This is a genomic window from Streptomyces sp. NPDC050508 (assembly GCF_040655155.1).
GTDB lineage: Bacteria > Actinomycetota > Actinomycetes > Streptomycetales > Streptomycetaceae > Streptomyces.
On the sequence record NZ_JBFAJJ010000006.1, the window covers coordinates 527151 to 545454 of the forward strand.

At 70.3% G+C, this 18304-nt stretch carries 19 protein-coding genes; 10 read left to right on the forward strand and 9 right to left on the reverse strand.

The window, feature by feature from the left end; translation table 11 throughout:
- The first annotated feature begins 103 nt into the window (after nucleotides 1–103).
- The 5 genes from AB0I69_RS20635 (at nucleotide 104) to AB0I69_RS20655 (ending at nucleotide 5197) form a co-directional block, all read left to right on the forward strand.
- Entirely contained in the window at nucleotides 104–1039 is a 936-nt protein-coding gene (locus tag AB0I69_RS20635) for a cellulose-binding protein (protein ID WP_043683045.1), read from the forward strand.
- A 180-nt stretch (nucleotides 1040–1219) separates the two neighbouring features.
- Nucleotides 1220–2188, forward strand: coding sequence for an ABC transporter ATP-binding protein (locus AB0I69_RS20640; protein ID WP_363097065.1), 969 nt, complete (start codon nucleotides 1220–1222; stop codon nucleotides 2186–2188).
- 2 nt (nucleotides 2189–2190) lie between these two features.
- On the forward strand, nucleotides 2191–2961 hold the full coding sequence (locus AB0I69_RS20645; protein ID WP_363097066.1) for an ABC transporter permease: 771 nt from the start codon (nucleotides 2191–2193) through the stop codon (nucleotides 2959–2961).
- Between the two features lie 101 nt (nucleotides 2962–3062).
- The gene (locus AB0I69_RS20650; RefSeq protein ID WP_363097067.1) at nucleotides 3063–4328 is read left to right on the forward strand and encodes an ABC transporter ATP-binding protein; all 1266 of its coding nucleotides are present in this window, start codon (nucleotides 3063–3065) and stop codon (nucleotides 4326–4328) included.
- The gene (locus AB0I69_RS20655) at nucleotides 4325–5197 is read left to right on the forward strand and encodes an ABC transporter permease (protein WP_363097068.1); all 873 of its coding nucleotides are present in this window, start codon (nucleotides 4325–4327) and stop codon (nucleotides 5195–5197) included. The genes AB0I69_RS20650 and AB0I69_RS20655 overlap by 4 nt, the downstream gene beginning before the upstream one ends.
- A 12-nt stretch (nucleotides 5198–5209) precedes the next feature.
- Here AB0I69_RS20655 and AB0I69_RS20660 read toward each other — a convergent pair whose 3' ends face one another.
- Nucleotides 5210–5542, reverse strand: coding sequence for an ATP/GTP-binding protein (locus AB0I69_RS20660; RefSeq protein WP_363097069.1), 333 nt, complete (start codon nucleotides 5540–5542; stop codon nucleotides 5210–5212).
- Between the two features lie 221 nt (nucleotides 5543–5763).
- On the opposite strand from AB0I69_RS20660, the gene AB0I69_RS20665 reads away from it, so the two are divergent.
- Nucleotides 5764–6792 carry an LLM class flavin-dependent oxidoreductase gene (locus tag AB0I69_RS20665; RefSeq protein ID WP_363097070.1) on the forward strand — a complete coding sequence of 343 codons (1029 nt, stop codon included), beginning with the start codon at nucleotides 5764–5766 and terminating at the stop codon, nucleotides 6790–6792.
- Nucleotides 6793–6872: 80 nt separating this feature from the next.
- On the opposite strand, the gene AB0I69_RS20670 is transcribed toward AB0I69_RS20665, so the two are convergent.
- The gene (locus tag AB0I69_RS20670) at nucleotides 6873–7265 is read right to left on the reverse strand and encodes an SCO5389 family protein (protein WP_363097071.1); all 393 of its coding nucleotides are present in this window, start codon (nucleotides 7263–7265) and stop codon (nucleotides 6873–6875) included.
- A 308-nt stretch (nucleotides 7266–7573) separates the two neighbouring features.
- Here AB0I69_RS20670 and nucS point away from each other — a divergent pair, with 308 nt between their 5' ends.
- A complete protein-coding gene (nucS, locus tag AB0I69_RS20675) occupies nucleotides 7574–8245 on the forward strand; it encodes an endonuclease NucS (RefSeq protein ID WP_363097072.1) in 672 nt (223 codons plus the stop codon).
- A gap of 98 nt (nucleotides 8246–8343) precedes the next feature.
- Here nucS and AB0I69_RS20680 read toward each other — a convergent pair whose 3' ends face one another.
- From AB0I69_RS20680 to AB0I69_RS20695, 4 genes are all read right to left on the reverse strand, one after another.
- Nucleotides 8344–10845 (reverse strand): ATP-binding protein, encoded by a 2502-nt coding sequence (locus AB0I69_RS20680; protein WP_363097073.1) that lies wholly within the window; start codon nucleotides 10843–10845, stop codon nucleotides 8344–8346.
- A gap of 219 nt (nucleotides 10846–11064) precedes the next feature.
- Nucleotides 11065–11388, reverse strand: a complete 324-nt coding sequence (locus tag AB0I69_RS20685; protein ID WP_043683078.1) for an STAS domain-containing protein — start codon at nucleotides 11386–11388, stop codon at nucleotides 11065–11067.
- 154 nt (nucleotides 11389–11542) lie between these two features.
- A complete protein-coding gene (locus AB0I69_RS20690; protein WP_363097074.1) occupies nucleotides 11543–12391 on the reverse strand; it encodes a 3-hydroxyacyl-CoA dehydrogenase family protein in 849 nt (282 codons plus the stop codon).
- A 135-nt stretch (nucleotides 12392–12526) separates the two neighbouring features.
- Nucleotides 12527–13168, reverse strand: coding sequence for a TetR/AcrR family transcriptional regulator (locus AB0I69_RS20695; protein ID WP_363097075.1), 642 nt, complete (start codon nucleotides 13166–13168; stop codon nucleotides 12527–12529).
- Nucleotides 13169–13247: 79 nt separating this feature from the next.
- Here AB0I69_RS20695 and AB0I69_RS20700 point away from each other — a divergent pair, with 79 nt between their 5' ends.
- From AB0I69_RS20700 to AB0I69_RS20710, 3 genes are read left to right on the forward strand one after another with little or no spacing between them, the layout of a single operon-like run.
- Nucleotides 13248–14030 carry an ATP-binding cassette domain-containing protein gene (locus AB0I69_RS20700; protein ID WP_363097076.1) on the forward strand — a complete coding sequence of 261 codons (783 nt, stop codon included), beginning with the start codon at nucleotides 13248–13250 and terminating at the stop codon, nucleotides 14028–14030.
- Between the two features lie 35 nt (nucleotides 14031–14065).
- A complete protein-coding gene (locus AB0I69_RS20705; protein ID WP_363097077.1) occupies nucleotides 14066–14815 on the forward strand; it encodes an ABC transporter permease in 750 nt (249 codons plus the stop codon).
- A gap of 13 nt (nucleotides 14816–14828) precedes the next feature.
- Complete coding sequence (locus AB0I69_RS20710; RefSeq protein ID WP_363097078.1) at nucleotides 14829–15401, forward strand: cob(I)yrinic acid a,c-diamide adenosyltransferase; 573 nt, start codon at nucleotides 14829–14831, stop codon at nucleotides 15399–15401.
- Nucleotides 15402–15597: 196 nt separating this feature from the next.
- Here the strand turns inward: AB0I69_RS20710 and AB0I69_RS20715 are convergent, their stop codons facing one another.
- From AB0I69_RS20715 to AB0I69_RS20725, 3 genes are read right to left on the reverse strand one after another with little or no spacing between them, the layout of a single operon-like run.
- On the reverse strand, nucleotides 15598–15987 hold the full coding sequence (locus AB0I69_RS20715; RefSeq protein WP_363097079.1) for a hypothetical protein: 390 nt from the start codon (nucleotides 15985–15987) through the stop codon (nucleotides 15598–15600).
- A gap of 50 nt (nucleotides 15988–16037) precedes the next feature.
- Nucleotides 16038–17501 (reverse strand): HAMP domain-containing sensor histidine kinase, encoded by a 1464-nt coding sequence (locus tag AB0I69_RS20720; RefSeq protein ID WP_363097080.1) that lies wholly within the window; start codon nucleotides 17499–17501, stop codon nucleotides 16038–16040.
- Nucleotides 17498–18193 carry a response regulator transcription factor gene (locus tag AB0I69_RS20725; protein WP_363097081.1) on the reverse strand — a complete coding sequence of 232 codons (696 nt, stop codon included), beginning with the start codon at nucleotides 18191–18193 and terminating at the stop codon, nucleotides 17498–17500. Before AB0I69_RS20725 ends, AB0I69_RS20720 begins: the two co-directional genes overlap by 4 nt.
- Nucleotides 18194–18304 lie beyond the last annotated feature (111 nt).

Consider the following 18304-nt stretch of genomic DNA (forward strand, 5'->3'; position numbering starts at 1 on the left):
GGGTGTCATTCTCCAGATCAAACACGCATCCGCTCGATGACACACCGCTTCGGCCCCTAGGATTCCACCTATCACCTCACCGGTCTCATTCGACAGGAACCCCATGAGCGACACTTCCCCCTACGGCTTCGAGCTTGTGCGGCGTGGGTACGACCGCGCTCAGGTGGACGAACGCATCTCGAAGCTCGTCTCCGACCGTGACAGCGCTCTGGCTCGTATCACTGCTCTTGAAAAGCGCATCGAGGAGCTCCACCTCGAAACGCAGAACGCCGCGGCCCAGGTAAGCGACGCTGAGCCGTCGTACGCCGGTCTCGGCGCGCGGGTCGAGAAGATCCTCCGCCTCGCCGAGGAAGAGGCCAAGGACCTGCGCGAGGAGGCCCGGCGCGCGGCCGAGCAGCACCGCGAACTCGCGGAGTCCGCTGCTCAGCAGGTCCGCAACGACGCAGAATCGTTCGCTGCGGAGCGCAAGGCCAAGGCGGAGGACGAGGGCGTCCGGATCGTCGAGAAGGCCAAGAGCGACTCCTCCCAGTTGCGTGGCGAGGCCCAGAAGGACGCGCAGCAGAAGCGCGAGGAGGCCGACGCCCTCTTCGAGGAGACCCGCGCGAAGGCCGCGCAGGCCGCCGCCGACTTCGAGACGAACCTCGCCAAGCGGCGCGAGCAGTCCGAGCGCGACCTGGCGTCGCGTCAGCAGAAGGCCGAGAAGCGCCTCGCGGAGATCGAGCACCGCGCGGAGCAGCTCCGTCTTGAGGCCGAGAAGCTGCGTACGGACGCGGAGCGTCGCGCCCGTCAGACGGTGGAGACGGCTCAGCGCCAGGCCGAGGACATCGTGGCCGACGCGAACGCCAAGGCCGACCGCATCCGTTCGGAGTCCGAGCGCGAGCTGGCCGCCCTGACGAACCGTCGCGACAGCATCAACGCTCAGCTGACGAACGTGCGCGAGATGCTCGCCACGCTCACCGGCGCCGCGGTGGCCGCCGCGAGCTCGCCGGTCGAGGACGAGCCGATCTCTCGTGGAGTTCCGGCTCAGCAGTCCCGGTAAGCACCTGTTGTACGAGTGGGGCCCGCATTCCCTTCGGGGGTGCGGGCCTCAGCCGTGTCCGCGCAGCAGTAGGGCAGCAAGGGGGACCACACGGCCGTACGCAAGGTTGTTGCCTGCGGCGTCGGACTCTGTTTGCCCGTTCGGGTGGCATCCGCCGAACGCCCGTCTTAGCGTGGCCGCATGATCGAGCTTGAGGGGCTGACCAAGCGGTACGGCGAGAAGGTGGCGGTCAACAACCTCACCTTCGCCGTCAGACCCGGCATCGTCACGGGCTTCCTCGGCCCGAACGGCGCCGGCAAGTCCACGACGATGCGCATGCTGCTCGGTCTCGACCGGCCGACCGCCGGTGACGTGCGCATCGACGGCCAGCGCTACGACCAGCTCAAGGACCCGCTGAAGTACATCGGCGCCCTCCTCGACGCCAAGGCCATGCACGGCGGGCGCAGCGCCTTCAACCACCTGCTGTGTCTGGCGCAGAGCAACGGGATCCCCAACAGCCGGGTGCACGAGGTGCTCGACACCGTCGGGCTGACGTCGGTGGCGAAGAAGAAGGCCAAGGGGTTCTCGCTGGGCATGGGGCAGCGGCTCGGTATCGCGGGCGCGCTGCTCGGTGATCCGCGGATCCTGATGTTCGACGAGCCGGTCAACGGGCTCGACCCCGAGGGCATCCACTGGATCCGCAATCTGATGAAGTCCCTTGCCGCGCAAGGCCGTACGGTCTTCGTCTCCTCGCACCTGATGAGCGAGATGGCGCTGACGGCCGATCACCTGGTCGTCATCGGACAGGGCCGGCTCCTCGCGGACACCTCCATGGCCGACTTCATCCAGCAGAACTCGCGGTCGTACGTCCGGATCCGCTCCCCGCACCGCGAGCGGCTGCTCGACGTGCTGCACCAGGCCGGGATCACCGTCGTCGAGTCCGGCAACGGGACCCTTGAGGTCGACGGCGGCAGGTCCGAGCAGATCGGTGAGCTGGCCGCGCAGCACCAGCTCGTGCTGCACGAGCTGAGTCCCCAACAGGCCTCCCTGGAGGAGGCGTTCATGCAGTTGACCGCGGAGTCGGTGGAGTACCACGCGCATTCCGACGCACCACCGCCCACGGCACCTGCCCCGCAGCAGGGCTGGGGCGACGGCTGGAAGAAGGACTGAGCATGGCGGCGACCCAGGTCATCCGGTCGGAGTGGACCAAGATCCGTTCCGTCGCGTCGACGGTGTGGACGCTCTCCCTGGCCGTGGTGGTGACGGTCGGGCTCGGCATGCTGATCTCGGCGCTGTCGAAGAGCCAGTTCGACGACATGAGCGCCAAGGACAAGCTGTCCTTCGACCCGACGTTCATCAGCTTCGCCGGGATGAGTCTCGGGCAGCTCGCGATGATCGTGTTCGGGGTGCTCGTCGTGTCGAACGAGTACAGCACCGGCATGATCCGCACCTCGCTCGCGGCGGTCCCGCAGCGCGGCACCTTCCTGTTCGGCAAGATCGCGGTGGCCACCGGGCTCTGTCTCGCCGTCGGACTGGTGACCAGCTTCGTCACGTTCTTCCTCGGGCAGGCGATGCTCGGCTCCCACCGGGCGGAGATCGGCGACTCCGGCGTGCTGCGCGCGGTGATCGGCGGCGGGCTCTACATGACCCTGATCGCGATGTTCTCCATGGGCGTCGCCTCGATGCTGCGCTCGCCGATGCTGTCGCTGGGCATCCTGATGCCGTTCTTCTTCCTGATCTCCAACATCCTCGGCAACGTCTCCGCGACGAAGAAGGTCGGCCAGTACCTGCCGGACCAGGCCGGCAGCAAGATCATGCAGGTGGTCACGCCGGTGGACGACTCCGCGCCGTACGGACCGTGGGGCGGGTTCGGGATCATGGCCCTGTGGGTGGTGGCCGCGCTGGCCGGTGCCTACGTCCTGTTGAAGCGTCGGGACGCATAGCTTTACTTTCCCTTGGGCGGAACCGTCAGCGCCCCGATATCCTCCTAACCCTTACGGGGGCGTGTGCCCTGCTGTCCTGATCCTTTCGATGGGTGCGGAGCATGATCGAGGCTGTCGGCCTGACCAAGCGATACGGCGACAAGACCGCCGTGTACAACCTTTCCTTCCAGGTGCGGCCCGGTGCCGTCACCGGCTTCCTCGGGCCCAACGGCTCGGGCAAGTCGACGACGATGCGCATGATCCTCGGCCTGGACAACCCCACGTCGGGACAGGTGACGATCGGCGGCTTCCCCTACCGCAAGCTGCCGAACGCGCCCAGACAGGTCGGTGCCCTGCTCGACGCCAAGGCCGTGCACGGCGGTCGGAGCGCGCGCAGCCATCTGCTGAGCCTGGCCCAGCTGTCGGGCATCCCGGCCCGGCGCGTGGACGAGGTGCTCGGTGTGGTGGGCCTCCAGGATGTGGCGAGAAAGCGCTCCAAGGGCTTCTCGCTCGGCATGGGCCAGCGGCTCGGCATCGCCGCCGCGCTCCTCGGCGACCCGCAGGTCCTGCTCTTCGACGAGCCGGTCAACGGGCTCGACCCCGAGGGCATCCTCTGGGTCCGCAACCTGATGAAGGCGCTCGCGGCGGAGGGCCGTACCGTCTTCGTCTCCTCCCACCTCATGAGCGAGATGGCGCTGACCGCCGACCACCTCATCGTGATCGGGCGCGGACAACTGCTCTCCGACATGAGCGTGCGGGACTTCATCTCGGCGAACTCCGCCGACTTCGCGCGCGTGCGCACCCCCGACACCGAGCCCCAGCTGCGCGAGAAACTGACGTCCGCGCTGACCGAGGCGGGTGGCCATGTGCTGCCCGAGCAGGACGGCGGGCTGCGCGTCACGGGGCTGCCGCTGCCGCGCATCAGCGACATCGCGCACGACACGGACGTACGGCTGTGGGAGCTGTCCCCGCACCAGGCCTCGCTGGAAGAGGCGTACATGCGGATGACGCAGGGCGCCGTCGACTACCGCTCGACGATCGACCAGAAGGCCGGCCTGATGCAGCAGCTGCCGCCGGGCGCGCAGCCGCCGATGCCGGTACCGGGCCAGGGCCAGCCGGGCTGGTACGCCCCGCCGTCACCGCAGCACGGCGGCCAGCCGTTCGCCATGGGCCAGCCCCCGGCGAATCCTTACGGCACCCCGAACCCGTACGGCGCCCCTGCGGCGCCCGGCGCGGTCGCACCGGGCCCGTACGCGGCTCCGACTCCCCCGGTCCCGCAGACGCCAACACAGTCGCCTCAGGCCCCGGCTCCGAGTGCGGACACGCCCGCGCAGCCCTCGCCCCCCGCACCCGCCGCCGACCTGACCAAGCCCGAGGACGCCCGATGAGTACGCCCCAGCCCCCGATGCCGCAGGCAGCCGCGCCCAACTGGCAGGCGGCGGCCGGTCCTTCGTACGGCGGGTACACCTCGCCGATCCCGGTGGTGCGCACGCATCTCGGGCATGCGCTCGCCTCCGAGTGGACGAAGATCAAGTCGGTGCGCTCGACGATCTGGACGCTCGGCGTGTTCCTGATCCTCGTCGTCGGCATCGGCGCACTTGCCGCCGTCGTGGTCAGTAACTCGTCCTCGGAGCTGCACGGCGAGAACCCGCTGTCCTTCGGCTTCTTCGGGCTGCTGCTCGGCTGCATGTGCATCATCACGCTCGGCGTGCTGACCACGGCCTCGGAGTACGGCACCGGCATGATCCGCACGACGATGACCGCGTGCCCCAGCCGCGGCCGGGTCCTCGCGGCGAAGTCGATCGTGTTCTTCTCGGTCGCCTTCGTGGTGACGCTGGTGGCCTCGACGTTCATCGCCTTCGTGGACGCCTCGCTGCTGGAGGCCAACGGCGCGAAGGACCCGTCCGCCTCCGAGTGGCTGAAGGGGACCGTCGGCGTCTCCCTCTACGTCGCGCTGCTCGGGCTGCTCTCGCTGATCATCGGCTCTATCATCCGGCACTCGGCGGGCGCGATCACCGTCATGATCGGCGCGGTGCTCGCCCCGCTGGTCATCGCGCTGTTCATGTTCTCGCAGTCGCTGGAGGACGTACGCCAGAAGCTGTTCGAGTACTCGATCCCGAACCAGCTGAGCGTCTTCTACTCCAACTCCCTCACGGAATCCGGCCCTTCGGGCTGGGACCCGCTGTGGATCATCGTGGGCGTGACGGCCGTGGCGTTCGCGGGCGCCGTCGCCCTGCTGGAGCAGCGGGACGTGTAGGTCGTAGGACCCTCAGAACCTCGGCGCGTTCCTGGACCGCTGCACCCGTGTGGTGCGGCGGTCCTTCGCGTTCCAGCAGGCCTTGTGCCAGTGGCGGCGGTCGTCGACGCCCGCGTGCTCCGGCCAGGCCACGACGTGCGGGACGCCGGAGGGGATCTGCTGGTCGCAGCCGGGGCAGCGGTACGTCTTGCCCTGCGCGCTCGCCCCGGCGACATGGCGCACGCTCCACTCCTCGCCCTGCCAGTGCTCCGTGGACTGCCAGCCGCCGTAACGGCCCGACCGGTCCTCCTCGGCACTCTGGCCGGAGGAACCGGACTCCTTGGGTCGGTTGCGACGCGGGGACACAGAACACCTCACGGGGCTATACAGGAGGCAAGGGCTGTGTCCAGCGTACGTGCCCGTGACATGGGTACGCGAAGGGCATCAACCCATACAAGTCCCCCTCGGGGCCGCACATTCTGCAGACAATCCGCAAATCTCTCCGCCAGGCCGTGTCCTCGGCACGTGTCGGGCGGTTATGCCCGGTGGGGGAGCTCCGTGTCGGAGCCAAGGAAGCAGGAAGAACCATGCGCGTCGGAAGTTTTGTGTTGGCGGCCCAGTTCCCGGGGCAGGGCCAGGGGGAGGCGCTGCACCGCGCGGTCCGCTCGGTGGAGGTCGCGGAGGAGGCCGGTCTCGACACGGCCTGGCTGGCCGAGCACCACTTCGTGCCGTACGGCACCTGCCCGTCCGCGGTCACGCTGGCCGCGTTACTGCTCGGCCGCACCCAGCGCATCCGCGTCGGCACCGCGGTCAGCGTGCTGCCCACCGTCCACCCGGTCACCCTCGGCGAGCAGGCCGCGCTGCTACACGCGACGAGCGGGGGCCGCTTCTCGCTGGGCGTGGGGCGCGGCGGGCCGTGGGTCGACCTGGAGGTGTTCGGCACGGGCCTCGCCGCATACGAACAGGGATTCCCGGAATCACTCGATCTGCTGATGAGCTGGCTGCGCGAACCGTCGGTCGCGGGCACCGGTGACCGCTTCGCGTTCCGTGAAGTGCCCGTCGTACCAAGGCCGTCGGAGGCGCTGTCGGACGCGCCGGGCCCCGAGGTCGTCGTCGCCTGCACCTCGCCCACGAGCGTGCGACTGGCGGCCGAGCGGGGCCTGCCGATGCTGTTGGGCATGCATGTCGGGGACGAGGAGAAGGCCGAGATGGTCGCCCTGTGGCGGCAGTCGGCGCGGGCGGCCGGGCGGCCGGCGGACGAGATCCGCGGTGCGGCCCATGTGTCGGCCGGCGTCTGCCAGATCGCGGACCGGCGCGCCGACGCCGTGGAGGCGCTCGTGAAGGCGATGCCGGGCTGGTTGAAGCAGGGCCTCGACGCCCATGTGACGGTGGACGGCCGCGAGCGCCGGATGCGCGACCCCCTCGCGTACACCGAACTCCTCTGCGGACTGCACCCGGTGGGCACCCCCCGGCTGTGCGCCGACCGGCTCGCGGCGACCTCGGAGCGCACCGGCATCTCCCGCTTCGCGCTGCTCGTCGAGGGTTCGGGCGACCTCGCGGCGACCGAGGAGAACGTACGGCGGCTGGGTGCCGAGGTGCTCCCGCACCTCGGCTGAGCGACCTGCGGGGAGCTTGCCGCCCCAGTACAGATGCACCTCCCGCGTACGGGAGCGGCAAGCAGTGCACCACCGCCGCGTCAGCAGTCCCTGAACTCCGGGGACTGGTTCAGCAGTTGGCTGCGCACCGAGGTGAAGCGAGCCAGCTTCTCGTCGACCGAGCCGTCCATCGGGAACACCGCCACCCTGTGGCAGTTCTGGAAGGCAAGCCGTACACCGAAGTGCCGCTGCAGCGCGCCGCGTATCGCGTCACTCGCGAGCGCACGCAGCAACTGACCGCGCGCCTGCTCGTCCGGCGGCGGCGTCTGGTTGTCGGCGAACGCACCGCCGTCGACCTTCAGCTGAGCCACCAGGGAGCTGATCATCTCCCATGCGTAAGGCAGGGAGGTCCGGACGCAGTCGACGAATTCAGCTTCGTCGACCTCGCCTCGCTCGGCCTTTTCGAGTAGGGCCGGTGAGACGTCGAGCGACATGGGTTCTCCTCTCGCACCCCCAACGCGCAGGGGTTGCCGGACAGATAAGGGAGTCCGCGATTACGAACACGCTGCGTACACGTCTCGCGACCTCCCGTTTATACGGTAGGCAACAGAAGGAGGCGGCACCAGGAGAATGCGTACATACGGAACTCTCAATAGGCCCACAATCGGCCATGAATGAACAAGGGGCGTCACGGGTCTTCCAGGACAACAGGGGCGGCCCGCAGGGCCTCGGTTGAGGGTGGTGGCGGGAGACGGGTGGGCGAATCGCGTGCACCCATGCCCGTCGAGTAGCGTTGCCGACCATGCGTCTCGTCATTGCCCGGTGTTCCGTGGACTACGCGGGCCGGCTCACCGCCCACCTGCCCTCCGCCCCCCGTCTCATCCTGGTGAAGGCGGACGGCAGCGTCTCGATCCACGCGGACGACCGGGCCTACAAGCCCCTCAACTGGATGTCGCCGCCCTGCACGTTGAAGGAGGGTTCTGGCGACGACGAAGGCGTCTGGACCGTCATCAACAAGGCGGGCGAGAAGCTCATCATCACGATGGAGGAGATCCTCCACGACTCCTCGCACGAACTCGGCGTGGACCCCGGCCTGATCAAGGACGGCGTGGAAGCACACCTCCAGGAGCTGCTCGCCGACCGCATCGACACCCTCGGCGAGGGCTACACGCTGATCCGCCGCGAGTACATGACGGCCATCGGCCCGGTCGACATCCTGTGCCGGGACGCCGAGGGGCAGACCGTCGCGATCGAGATCAAGCGGCGCGGCGAGATCGACGGCGTGGAGCAACTCACGCGCTACCTGGAGCTGTTGAACCGCGACCCCCACCTGGCCCCGGTCCGCGGCATCTTCGCCGCCCAGGAGATCAAGCCCCAGGCCCGCGTCCTCGCCACCGACCGCGGCATCGGCTGCACGGTCCTGGACTACAACGCCCTGCGCGGCATCGAGGACGACAAACTGCGCCTGTTCTGATCAGACGTCGACAGACACGGACTTCGCACGGAGTTCACTACGACGAAAAGGGCCGGTTCCGATCATCGGAGCCGGCCCTTTTCGTGTCGTACGGAGGATCAGATCACGGCACCCGAAGCGCTCGGGGCGTCCACGCTGCTACTCGCGGGCGCGGCCGAACTGGTCGTCTCAATGGGGGCGCTGGAGCTCGCCGAGGTCTGGGTGGACGGGGTGATCGACGGCGTGACCGAGGGCGTGGGTGAATCGGACGGAGTCGACGATGTACTCGGCGAAGTCGAAGGCGAGTGCGACGTGGTCGGGCTCGACGAAGGCGGCTTGCTCGTCGCCGACTTGGACGGCGACGGAGACTTCGACCCGCCCCCCGACCCGCTCGTCCCGCTCGGGTTGTCGGACGGCTGTCCGCTGTCCGTCGGTGTCGGGTCGTCCGACGTGCCGTACGTCCCGTCCGGGCCGGGGTTGGTCGGGCTGCTGGTCGTGCCGGTGCTGCTGTCGCCCTTCTTCGCCTTGTCGGCGCCGAGGCTGTCGTCGTCGGTGCCCTGGCTGGCGGACGGGTTGACTCCGACCTTGTCGGACGGGTTGTCGGCGTTGTTGTTGGACGTGGCGCCGAGGGTCACGACGGTGCCGAGGACGGCGGCGAGCAGGGCGCCCGCACCGGCCGCGACGAGGTTGCGCCGGGCGTAGCCGCGGAGGCCGCCCCGCGCCTTGTTGTGGGGCGCCGGGGGCGAGGACTGGTGGGCGACGAGGGTGTAGGTGTCGCCGGAGGGCAGGAGCGGCGGGAAGGGTGCCGGTATGCCGCCGGGCGGCGAGGCCGACTCCTCGTAGCGCGCGTCGGGCACTTCCTCGCCGGCCGTGGAGCCGAGGCCGGGCGTGGTGCCGGAGCGGTCGGCGACCAGGGCGAGGGCGCGACGCCCCGCGACGGTGCCGCGCTTGTCGGCGGCTGCGCCGCGCAGGCCGATGGAGGACTCCAGCTCGGCACGAGCCAGGTCGAGGTCGCCCTCGCAGAGCGCGAGGACGCCCAACTCGTGCTGGAAATAGGCCTGTTCGCTCACGTCACCGGCGAGCTGGGCGGCCTCGGCACCGGAGCGCAGCGCGCGCTCCCAGGCGCTCCAGTGCAGTCCGGCGGCGAACGCGGGCGCTGCCGTGCGGGCCAGTTGGACGGTGGTGCTCTCCTCGCCCTCGCCGGGCGGTGTCGTCACCGGTACGAGGGTGACGAGGGCGGCGAGCAGGGCGTCCGCCTCGGCGCACACGCGCTCGGGAGTGACCGAGGGGTGTCCGGCCCACCAGGAGTAGTGCAGGGCGGCGATGAGGGCGCTGGAGTCGACCTCGTCGCCATATCCGGCGGCCTCCAGCTGGGTCTGGACGCCGGCGGCGAGCCGGTAGCGGGAGCCGACCGGGGAGACCAGTCCGCAGCCCGCGAGTTCGCCGAGGGCGGCGTCCGCGTGGGTGTCGCCGACGAGCGCGGGCAGGTGCGCCTGGTGCGGCACCTCGCCGTCGAGCGCGACGGCGAAGCGCAGGGTGGCGCGGGCCGAGGCGCTGAGCCGGGAGGCGAGCAGCGGGGCGGGTGCGGCGGCCTCGCCGAGGGACGGCAGGGGTACGGCGTCGATCTCGCCGGAGGCGAGGGGCGGGGCGTCGAAGGGTGCGTCGACCGGGAGCGCGTCCTGGAAGACGCCGAACTCCTCGACGGCGCTGGTGCCGACGCGCAGTTCGTCGCGCTGCCTCAGCAGGGCGCCGGCCTGGACGAAGCGCAGCGGCAGGCCCTCGGACTCGAAGTAGAGGTCGCCCGCCCAGTTCGCCTCCTCCTCGGTGAGGACGCGGCCCACGGCATGCTCCAGGACCTCCACGGCACCGGCCCGGTCCAGGCCGCCGAGGAAGACCTCCTCGATGACGGAGTCCGCGGCCGGGGCCGGGATGTCCGGGGTCGCGGCGACGAGGAAGGCGCACTCGGGCGTCGCGTCGAGCAGTTCGTCGAGGGCGGCGCCGCCCAACTCGATGTCGTCGAGGACGACGACCGCGCCGATCTCCCGCACCAGGGCGAGCAGTTCGTCCCGGTCGGGCCGGTGAAGGGGCGCGTCGTAGACGGCGTGGAAGAGGTCGTGGAGGAGGTCGGTGGCCGTGCGGTGGAAGCCGGTGAGGCGGACCACGCCGTCGGGGGCGAGGTCCAGGCAGTCGTCGGCGACGAGGTCGAGCAGGCTGGTGCGGCCCGAGCCCGAGGGGCCGGTGAGGCGGACGGAACGGCCGCGGGCGAGCAGCCGTACGAGACGCTCGCGCTCCTCCTGGCGTTCCAGGAGCGGCAGCGCGGGCCGGTTCAGGCCCGGTGGTACGGGCGGTTTGGCCGCGCGGTCGGTCTCGGCGCGGTCGGCGGCGCCGAGCTTCGCGGGCCGGCCGGGCCGTTGACCGGGCGGGCAGGCCTCGATCTCGCTGCCGTCGACGGGGTTGACGGTGAGCAGGAAGTCACCGGTGACCAGCTGCACGGTGCGGGCGAGCGCGGGCGTGTGCTGGCCGAAGTCGGGTGTGAGGGGTTCCCGGGGCGGGCGCTGACGCGACGACGTGTCGTCGCCGTCCTGGCCGTACTCCTCGGGTCCCCGGTTGATCGGGTCCATAGGTCCAAGCCCCCCAAAAGCGTCGTGTGCGGGTCGATGGGACCCAGGCCCCTCCCGGCCTTGCTGCACACCGCGCTGTCGCTTCTGGTCCGGGCCCGCTCGAAGGGTTGTCACACAGCGGGCGACCGAACCCTAAACCTTCGCACAGTATCTACGACAGGGCGGGGTACCGCGCCGTCCGAGACGTCACAGTCTCATGAGGATTGTGCTCGGCGGACGTCACACCCTGGGAAGCGACTCCACCCCGATGCCGCCCTCGATGGCCAGGATGCGGTGCAGCCGGGTGGCCACCAGCAGGCGCTGCATCTGCGGCGGTACGTCGCGCAGCACCAGGCGGCGGCCGCAGCGGCCCGCTCGTCGATGGGCTCCCATGATCACGCCGAGGCCGGTGGCGTCCCAGGAGTCGAGCTCGGACAGGTCCAGCACCAGATCGCCGACTCCGTCGTCGACGGCCGAGTGCAGGACCGTACGGGCGTCCGCCGCGCTGCGGACGTCGAGGCGGCCCCCGACGACCAGCTCGACGTGGTCGCCCCTGATGTACATATGCGCTCCCCGTGAGTGCGGTGGCGTACTCGGTGATGTCGACGAAGTCGGTGATGCAACCTCTGACTGCGCGAAGTGCCTGGAAGTTGCCGTCTGTAAGCGAACCGATACCGAATTCACTCCTGCGCGTGATGGCTCAGGGGCGTGTGCGGTTTCAGTGCTTGTAGAAGCCCTGCCCGCTCTTGCGTCCGATGTCACCGGCGTCCACCATTCGGCGCATCAGCTCCGGCGGGGCGAACTTCTCGTCCTGTGACTCGGTGTAGATGTTGCTGGTCGCGTGCAGCAGGATGTCGACGCCGGTGAGGTCCGCGGTGGCCAGCGGGCCCATCGCGTGGCCGAAGCCCAGCTTGCAGGCGAGGTCGATGTCCTCGGCGGTGGCGACGCCCGACTCGTACAGCTTCGCCGCCTCGACGACGAGCGCCGAGATGAGACGGGTCGTCACGAAGCCGGCCACGTCACGGTTGACGACGATGCAGGTCTTGCCGACGGATTCGGCGAACTCCCGCGTGGTGGCGAGGGTTTCGTCGCTCGTCTTGTAGCCGCGGACGAGTTCGCACAGCTGCATCATCGGCACCGGTGAGAAGAAGTGCGCGCCGACGACGCGCTCCGGGCGCTCCGTCACGGCCGCGATCTTCGTGATCGGGATGGCGGAGGTGTTGGAGGCGAGAACGGCGTCCTCGCGCGCGATCTTGTCCAGCGCGCGGAAGATCTCGTGCTTGACTTCCAGTTTCTCGAAGACGGCCTCGACGACGATGTCCGCGTCGGCGACGGCGTCCAGATCGGTGGTCGCGGTGATCCGGCCGAGGGCCGCGTCGGCGTCGTGCGCCTCCAGCCTGCCCTTGCTCACGAACTTGTCGTACGAGGCCTTGATGCCGTCGGTGCCACGCTTCAGGGCTTCGTCGGTGACATCGCGCAGGACGACGTCCCAGCCCGCCTGCGCGGAGACCTGGGCGATACCGGAACCCATGAGTCCGGCGCCGATGACGGCAAGCTTCCGTGCCACTGTGCGACTCCCCTTTGAAACGCTTACAGCGTGTATCCGTATGCCTCTGCGCGGACACTAGCGAAGGTGCGGCGCTGTGTGACCGGTAAGTAACGCGCGTCACGTCTCATCTGACGGACATCACACCGGCACGGGTCATTCGACCGCCCGTACGGCGTAGTTGAGGACCTTCTCGCTCAACAGGTCCTCCATGTCGTCGAGTAGCCCGAGGGCCTCGCGGGAGACCTCGCCGGGCGCGCGGCCTGCGGTCATACCGCGGCGGACGAAGTCCGTCAGGGTCTCGTGCAGCCAGTTGATCTGGCCTGCCATCAGGCGCGGGGTGATGTCCTCGTCCGGCGCTCCGGTCTCCTCACGGAGGGCGGCCTCCAGGCGTTGGAGGACTTCGTGGCGGACGGCCATGAGGCGCAGCCGCAGGGTGGGCGCGGCCTCGACGACCGACATGAACCGTTCGAATCCCGGCATCAGACCCACGCGCGGCGAGACGGCCTCCAGCTCGGCGCGCAGCTCACGCAGGACGGCCGCGGCGGCGGACTCCCCCGTGTCGCGGGCGCGCACCCAGCGCGCGAGCCGTTCGCGCATGTCGTCGGCGCGGTCGAGGAACAGGTCCTCCTTGGTGGAGAAGTAGTTGTAGACCGTGTTCACGGAGACGTCGGCCGCGTCGGCGACCTCGGCGACGGTGACGGCATCGAAGCCGCGCTCCATGAACAGGCCGGTGGCGACGTCCGAGATGTACTGCCGCGTCTGCCGCTTCTTCCGTTCCCTGAGCCCTTCGACCATGACCCCATGCTAGCTACTTTGATGTCGCTTGATTTTTGGTGTCATTGCAAAATTTCAGTGACTCTGTTTTTCTGGTGCCATGGCAATCATCAGCACGGCGGGCCTGGCCCGCGCCTTCCGGACGAAGCACGGCCTCGTGGAGGCGGTGCGCGGTATCGACCTCGTCGTACGGCCCGGCGAGATCCTCGGCCTCCTCGGACCGAACGGCGCGGGCAAGACGACAACCCTGCGCATGCTCACGACCCTGCTGGCACCCACCGGCGGCGCGGCCACCGTCGCGGGCTGCGACCTCGCGACCGACCCGGCCGGGGTACGGCTGGCGTGTGGTTACGTCGCACAGTCGGGAGGCGTGGACCCGCAGGTCACCGCGCGGGAGGAACTCGTCACCCAGGGCCGCCTCTACCGGCTGCCGAAAGCCCGGGCGGCCGAGCGCGCCGAGGAGTTGGCGCACGACCTGGGCCTCACCGGCCTCCTCGACCGCAGGACGGCCACACTCTCCGGCGGGCAGCGGCGCCGCCTGGACATCGCTCTCGCCCTCACCCATCACCCGAAGGTGCTGTTCCTCGACGAGCCGACGACCGGCCTGGATCCCGCCGGCCGCGCCGGCCTCTGGGACCTGGTCCGGCGGCTGCGCGACGAGCACGGCACCACGGTCTTCCTCACCACCCACTACCTCGACGAGGCGGACGCCCTCTCCGACCGTCTCGTGATTGTCGACAAGGGCGTGGTCGTGGCCGACGGCACACCGACCGCGCTGAAGCTGGAACACGGCGGCTCGATCGACGCGAGCCTCCAGGAGACGTTCCTCGCGATCACCGGGCGCGGCCCGGCCCCGGCCGACGCCACCCCCGTAGCCATATAGGAATCGGAACAAGGAAGCAGAGGACGTACGACGACATGCTGCTGCACGACACCGCGCTCATCTACGGCCGCCATCTCCGCCAGTCGCTGCGTTCCCGCTTCGGGCTGGTCTTCGGGATGCTGGTGCCGCTCCTCTATCTCCTCTTCTTCGGACCGCTACTGACGCATCTGCCGCTGCGCGCCCAGGGCAGTTCGTGGCAGACGCTCGTCCCCGGGGTGCTCCTCCAACTCGGGCTGTTCGGCTCGGCGTTCGCGGGTTTCTCGGTCATCGTCGAGAAGAACCAGGGCGTGCTGGAGCGGATGCGCGTGACCCCCGTGAGCCGACTGGCCCTGCTGCTCGGCCGGGTGCTCCGCGACGCCACGGTCCTCGTGGTCCAGGCGGTGGTGCTGGTCCTGGCGGCGGTGGTGCTGGGCCTGCGCGCTCCGCTGCCGGGCATCCTGATCGGCTTCGGGTTCGTGGCGCTGCTGACGGTGTCGCTCGGGTCGCTGTCGTACGCGACGGCCATGAAGGTGGCCACGCCCCAGGAGTTCGGCCCGCTGGTCAACGCGACGACGATGCCGTCGATGCTCCTGTCCGGCCTGATCCTCCCGATGACCCTCGCGCCGGGCTGGCTGAACGTCCTCTCGCACCTCATGCCGTTCCGCTACCTGGTGGACGCGGTGCGGGACGCGTACGTCGGCTCGTACACGACGGCCCACATGCTGTACGGCGTTCTCGTGGCCCTCGGCTTCGCGCTGGTCGCCGTGACGGTCGGCACACGCGTGTTCCGAACCGCCGGGGCCTAACTACGCTGGTCACATGGTCAATCTGACGCGCATCTACACCAGGACCGGCGACCAGGGCACCACCGCCCTCGGCGACATGAGCCGGGTCGCCAAGACCGATCCGCGGATCTCGGCGTACGCCGACGCCAACGAGGCGAACGCGGCGATCGGCACGGCCATCGCACTGGGCGGCCTCGACGAGGAGATCGTCCGGGTGCTCGGCCGCGTCCAGAACGACCTCTTCGACGTGGGCGCGGACCTGTCGACCCCGGTCGTGGAGAACCCGGAGTTCCCGCCGCTGCGGGTCGAGCAGTTCTACGTCGACAAACTGGAGGAGGACTGCGACCGCTTCAACGAGGAGCTGGAGAAGCTCCGCTCCTTCATCCTCCCGGGCGGCACACCGGGCGCGGCCCTCCTCCACCAGGCGTGCACGGTCGTACGGCGGGCCGAGCGGTCGACGTGGGCGGCGATGGAGGTGCACGGTGAGGTGATGAACGCCCTCACCGCGACCTACCTGAACCGCCTGTCCGACCTGCTGTTCATCCTGGCCCGCACCGCCAACAAGGAGGTCGGGGACGTGCTGTGGGTGCCCGGAGGTGAGCGCTAGCGGTTCGCGTCCTGGGCCGCGTCCTTGTCGGCCCGTGTGAGCGCGGACTCGGCGGCGGCCACCTTCTGCTGCATCTCCGTTTATCCGGAAGGGGTGGCCGAGGGGGACGTGCCCGCCGTGGTGCCGTGACCCGCGCAGCCCGCGGTGAGCACCGCCAGGAGGGCGATCCCCGCCGCCACGGCCGCCTTCCGGCGCATCAGCTCGCGCCCCCGTTGTCGTCCTGGCACCACGTCTTCACGTCGGTCAGGTCCTTCTGCCGCTGCTGGAGCGTCGGCAGCAGGGACTTGCGGAAGTCCAGCCGGTCCTGGAGATACGTGGCGATCGCGTCGTCGCCGGCCGACTTGGCGTTGTCCACGCGCTGCTGCAGGCGGGCGATCGAACCGCGGGTGCCGGCCCCGGCGTTGAGGCGTTCCAGGGCGCGGTCGATCCGGTTGTCGATCTTCGGCAGCCGCTTGCAGAGCGCCTGCGCGCCGTCACCGGTGGGTGTCGGCGCGGGGGTGCTCCCGGCGGTGGCCGCCGTCGTACCGGCCGTCAGCAGGGCCGCCGTGGCGAGCCCCACGAACAGCCGTTTTCCCCGTGCGTGCATGGTCTTCTCCGTTCCCGGACGGTCCCGTCGGCCGTCCGACGCGTCGGAGGCTAGGAGGCTTCTTTGGGGAAACTCTGTGACCGGTTTGCCCCGGCTGTGCCGATCAGCCAGTCGCGACGGCCGGGCAGTTCCCCGCCGGTCGACGGCAGCCGCACCTCGAAGCGGGCGCCCACGCCGGTCGGGCCCTCCGTCACCGTCACGCTCCCCCGGTGCAGCGCCGCCTGCTGGGCCACCAGCGTCAGACCGAGCCCGGAGCCGGAGCTTTCGGGGCCGCGCCGGAAGCGCTCGAAAACGCGCGAGCGCGCCTCCGGGGGTACACCTGGGCCCAGGTCGTCGACGGTGATCACGACCTGCTCCCCGGACCGCCGCACCCCGACCGCCACCGTCGCCTCGCCTCGCGCGTCCCGCCCGTGGGCCAGGGCGTTGGCCACCAGGTTGTCGAGGAGGAGACGGATGCCCGGCTCCCAGCCGTGGACCGTGAGCCCGGGTGCCGCGTCCAGGGCGATGCGCGCGTCCGGGTGGCGCCGCCGGGCCTCCGCCACCGACGCGTCCGCCGCCTCCGTCACGTCCACGCTCCGGAAGGCCTCCGCCTCCACCAGATCCCCTCGGCCGAGTTCCCGCAGCATGACCAACAGGCCCAGCAGCCGGGCGTGTTCACCGCGCAGGTCGGCCAGCACCTCCCTGCGGTCCGGCTCGGGGAGGCCGGGGTGGTCGGCGAGGATGTCGAGGTTGGTGCCCATGCTCATGAGCGGGGTGCGCAGCTCGTGGGAGGCCGCCGCCGAGAAGGAACGGGCCGTGCCGAGCGCCTCGGCCGTGCGGGCGGCCTGCTCGTCGTAGCGGGCGAGGACCGTGCGCAGGGTGGCGGCGAGTTCGTCGACCTCGGTGACACCGGTCGGTTCGTCGGGCGGCCGGGCGGCACTGGTGCGCGGGTCGAGTCCGGCGGTACGGCGGCCGAGACGGCGCAGGGGGCCGGTCGCGCCGGTGGCGATGCCCCAGGCGAGCAGACCGGACAGGGGTGCCGCGAGCAGCGAGGTGACGGCCACCCGCCGCCGTACCAGGCGGAGTTGGGCCCGGTCGGCCGCGTCGGGCGAGAAGACCCACAGGGTGCCCGAGCCCCGCACGGTGGTGATCGGCACGGACAGCGCGCGCCAACTGGTGCCCCCTGAGCGGACGGTGACCGGTCCCGAAGTCCCGCTCGGCAAGCGGACGTTCGCGTCGGGCTGCGGTCCGCCGGTGAAGGTGGCGTCCGGTCCCACGACGCGTACGCCGACGTCGAGGGCGGCGCTGAAGAGCCGCCGCTCCCGGGTGTCGGCGGCCTTGGGCCGGTCGGCGGAGGAGGCGCGCAGCAGAGCGCGGGCGTCCGGGGTCACGGCGGCGGCGCGGGTGCGCAGATGGTCGTCCTCGGCGTTGTGCAGGTCGTGGTCGACCAGCCGGAGCAGCAGCCAGCCGGAGGCCAGCACGAGCAGCGGCACGGTCAGCCCGACCGCGATCCCGATCCGGGTCGACAGCTTCACGACGGCACTTCCCGCAGCACGAAGCCCACCCCCCGCACGGTGTGCACCAGCCGGGGCCGCCCGTCCGTCTCCAGCTTGCGCCGCAGATAGCTGACGAAGGTGTCGACGGTGTCGGTGCGGACGTCGAAGTCGTAGCCCCAGACCCGTTCCAGAAGCTGGTCGCGAGTGAGGACGAGCCCGGCGTTGCGGGCGAGCACCTCAAGCAGTTCGAACTCGCGCCGGGTCAGCTCCAGGGCCCGCCCGTTCCGCACCGCCGTACGGGCCGCCGGGTCGATCACCAGTCCCGCCACCCGCAGCACCTCCCCCGTCGGCGGGCGGCGTCGCAGCAGCGCGCGCAGTCGCAGCACCAGTTCCTGGAGGGCGAAGGGCTTGACCAGATAGTCGTCCCCGCCCGCCTGGAGCCCGGCGATGCGGTCGGCGGTCTCGTCGAGCGCCGAGAGCATCAGCACGGGCAGGTCCTGGCCGTCGTCGCGCAGCCGGGCGCACACCTCGATGCCGCTCATCCCGGGCATCGACACGTCGAGGACGAGGACGTCGGGAGGCGTCTCGCGGATCGTGTCCAGAGCCTCCCGACCGCCCTCCGCCGTCCGCACCCGAAAGCCGCTCAGCCGCAGCCCGCGCTCCAGCGAGCGACGGATGGCCGGGTCGTCGTCCACCACCAGCACCGCCCCCGGGCTGCCACTGTCACTCATTCGGACAGCGTACGACCCGTATGAGCCAAGAACGCGGGGATCATGCGCTCCCAACTCCCAGGTGGTCCAGACCTATTGACCCGTGGTCCAGACCTTTCTATTCTCGCGGCA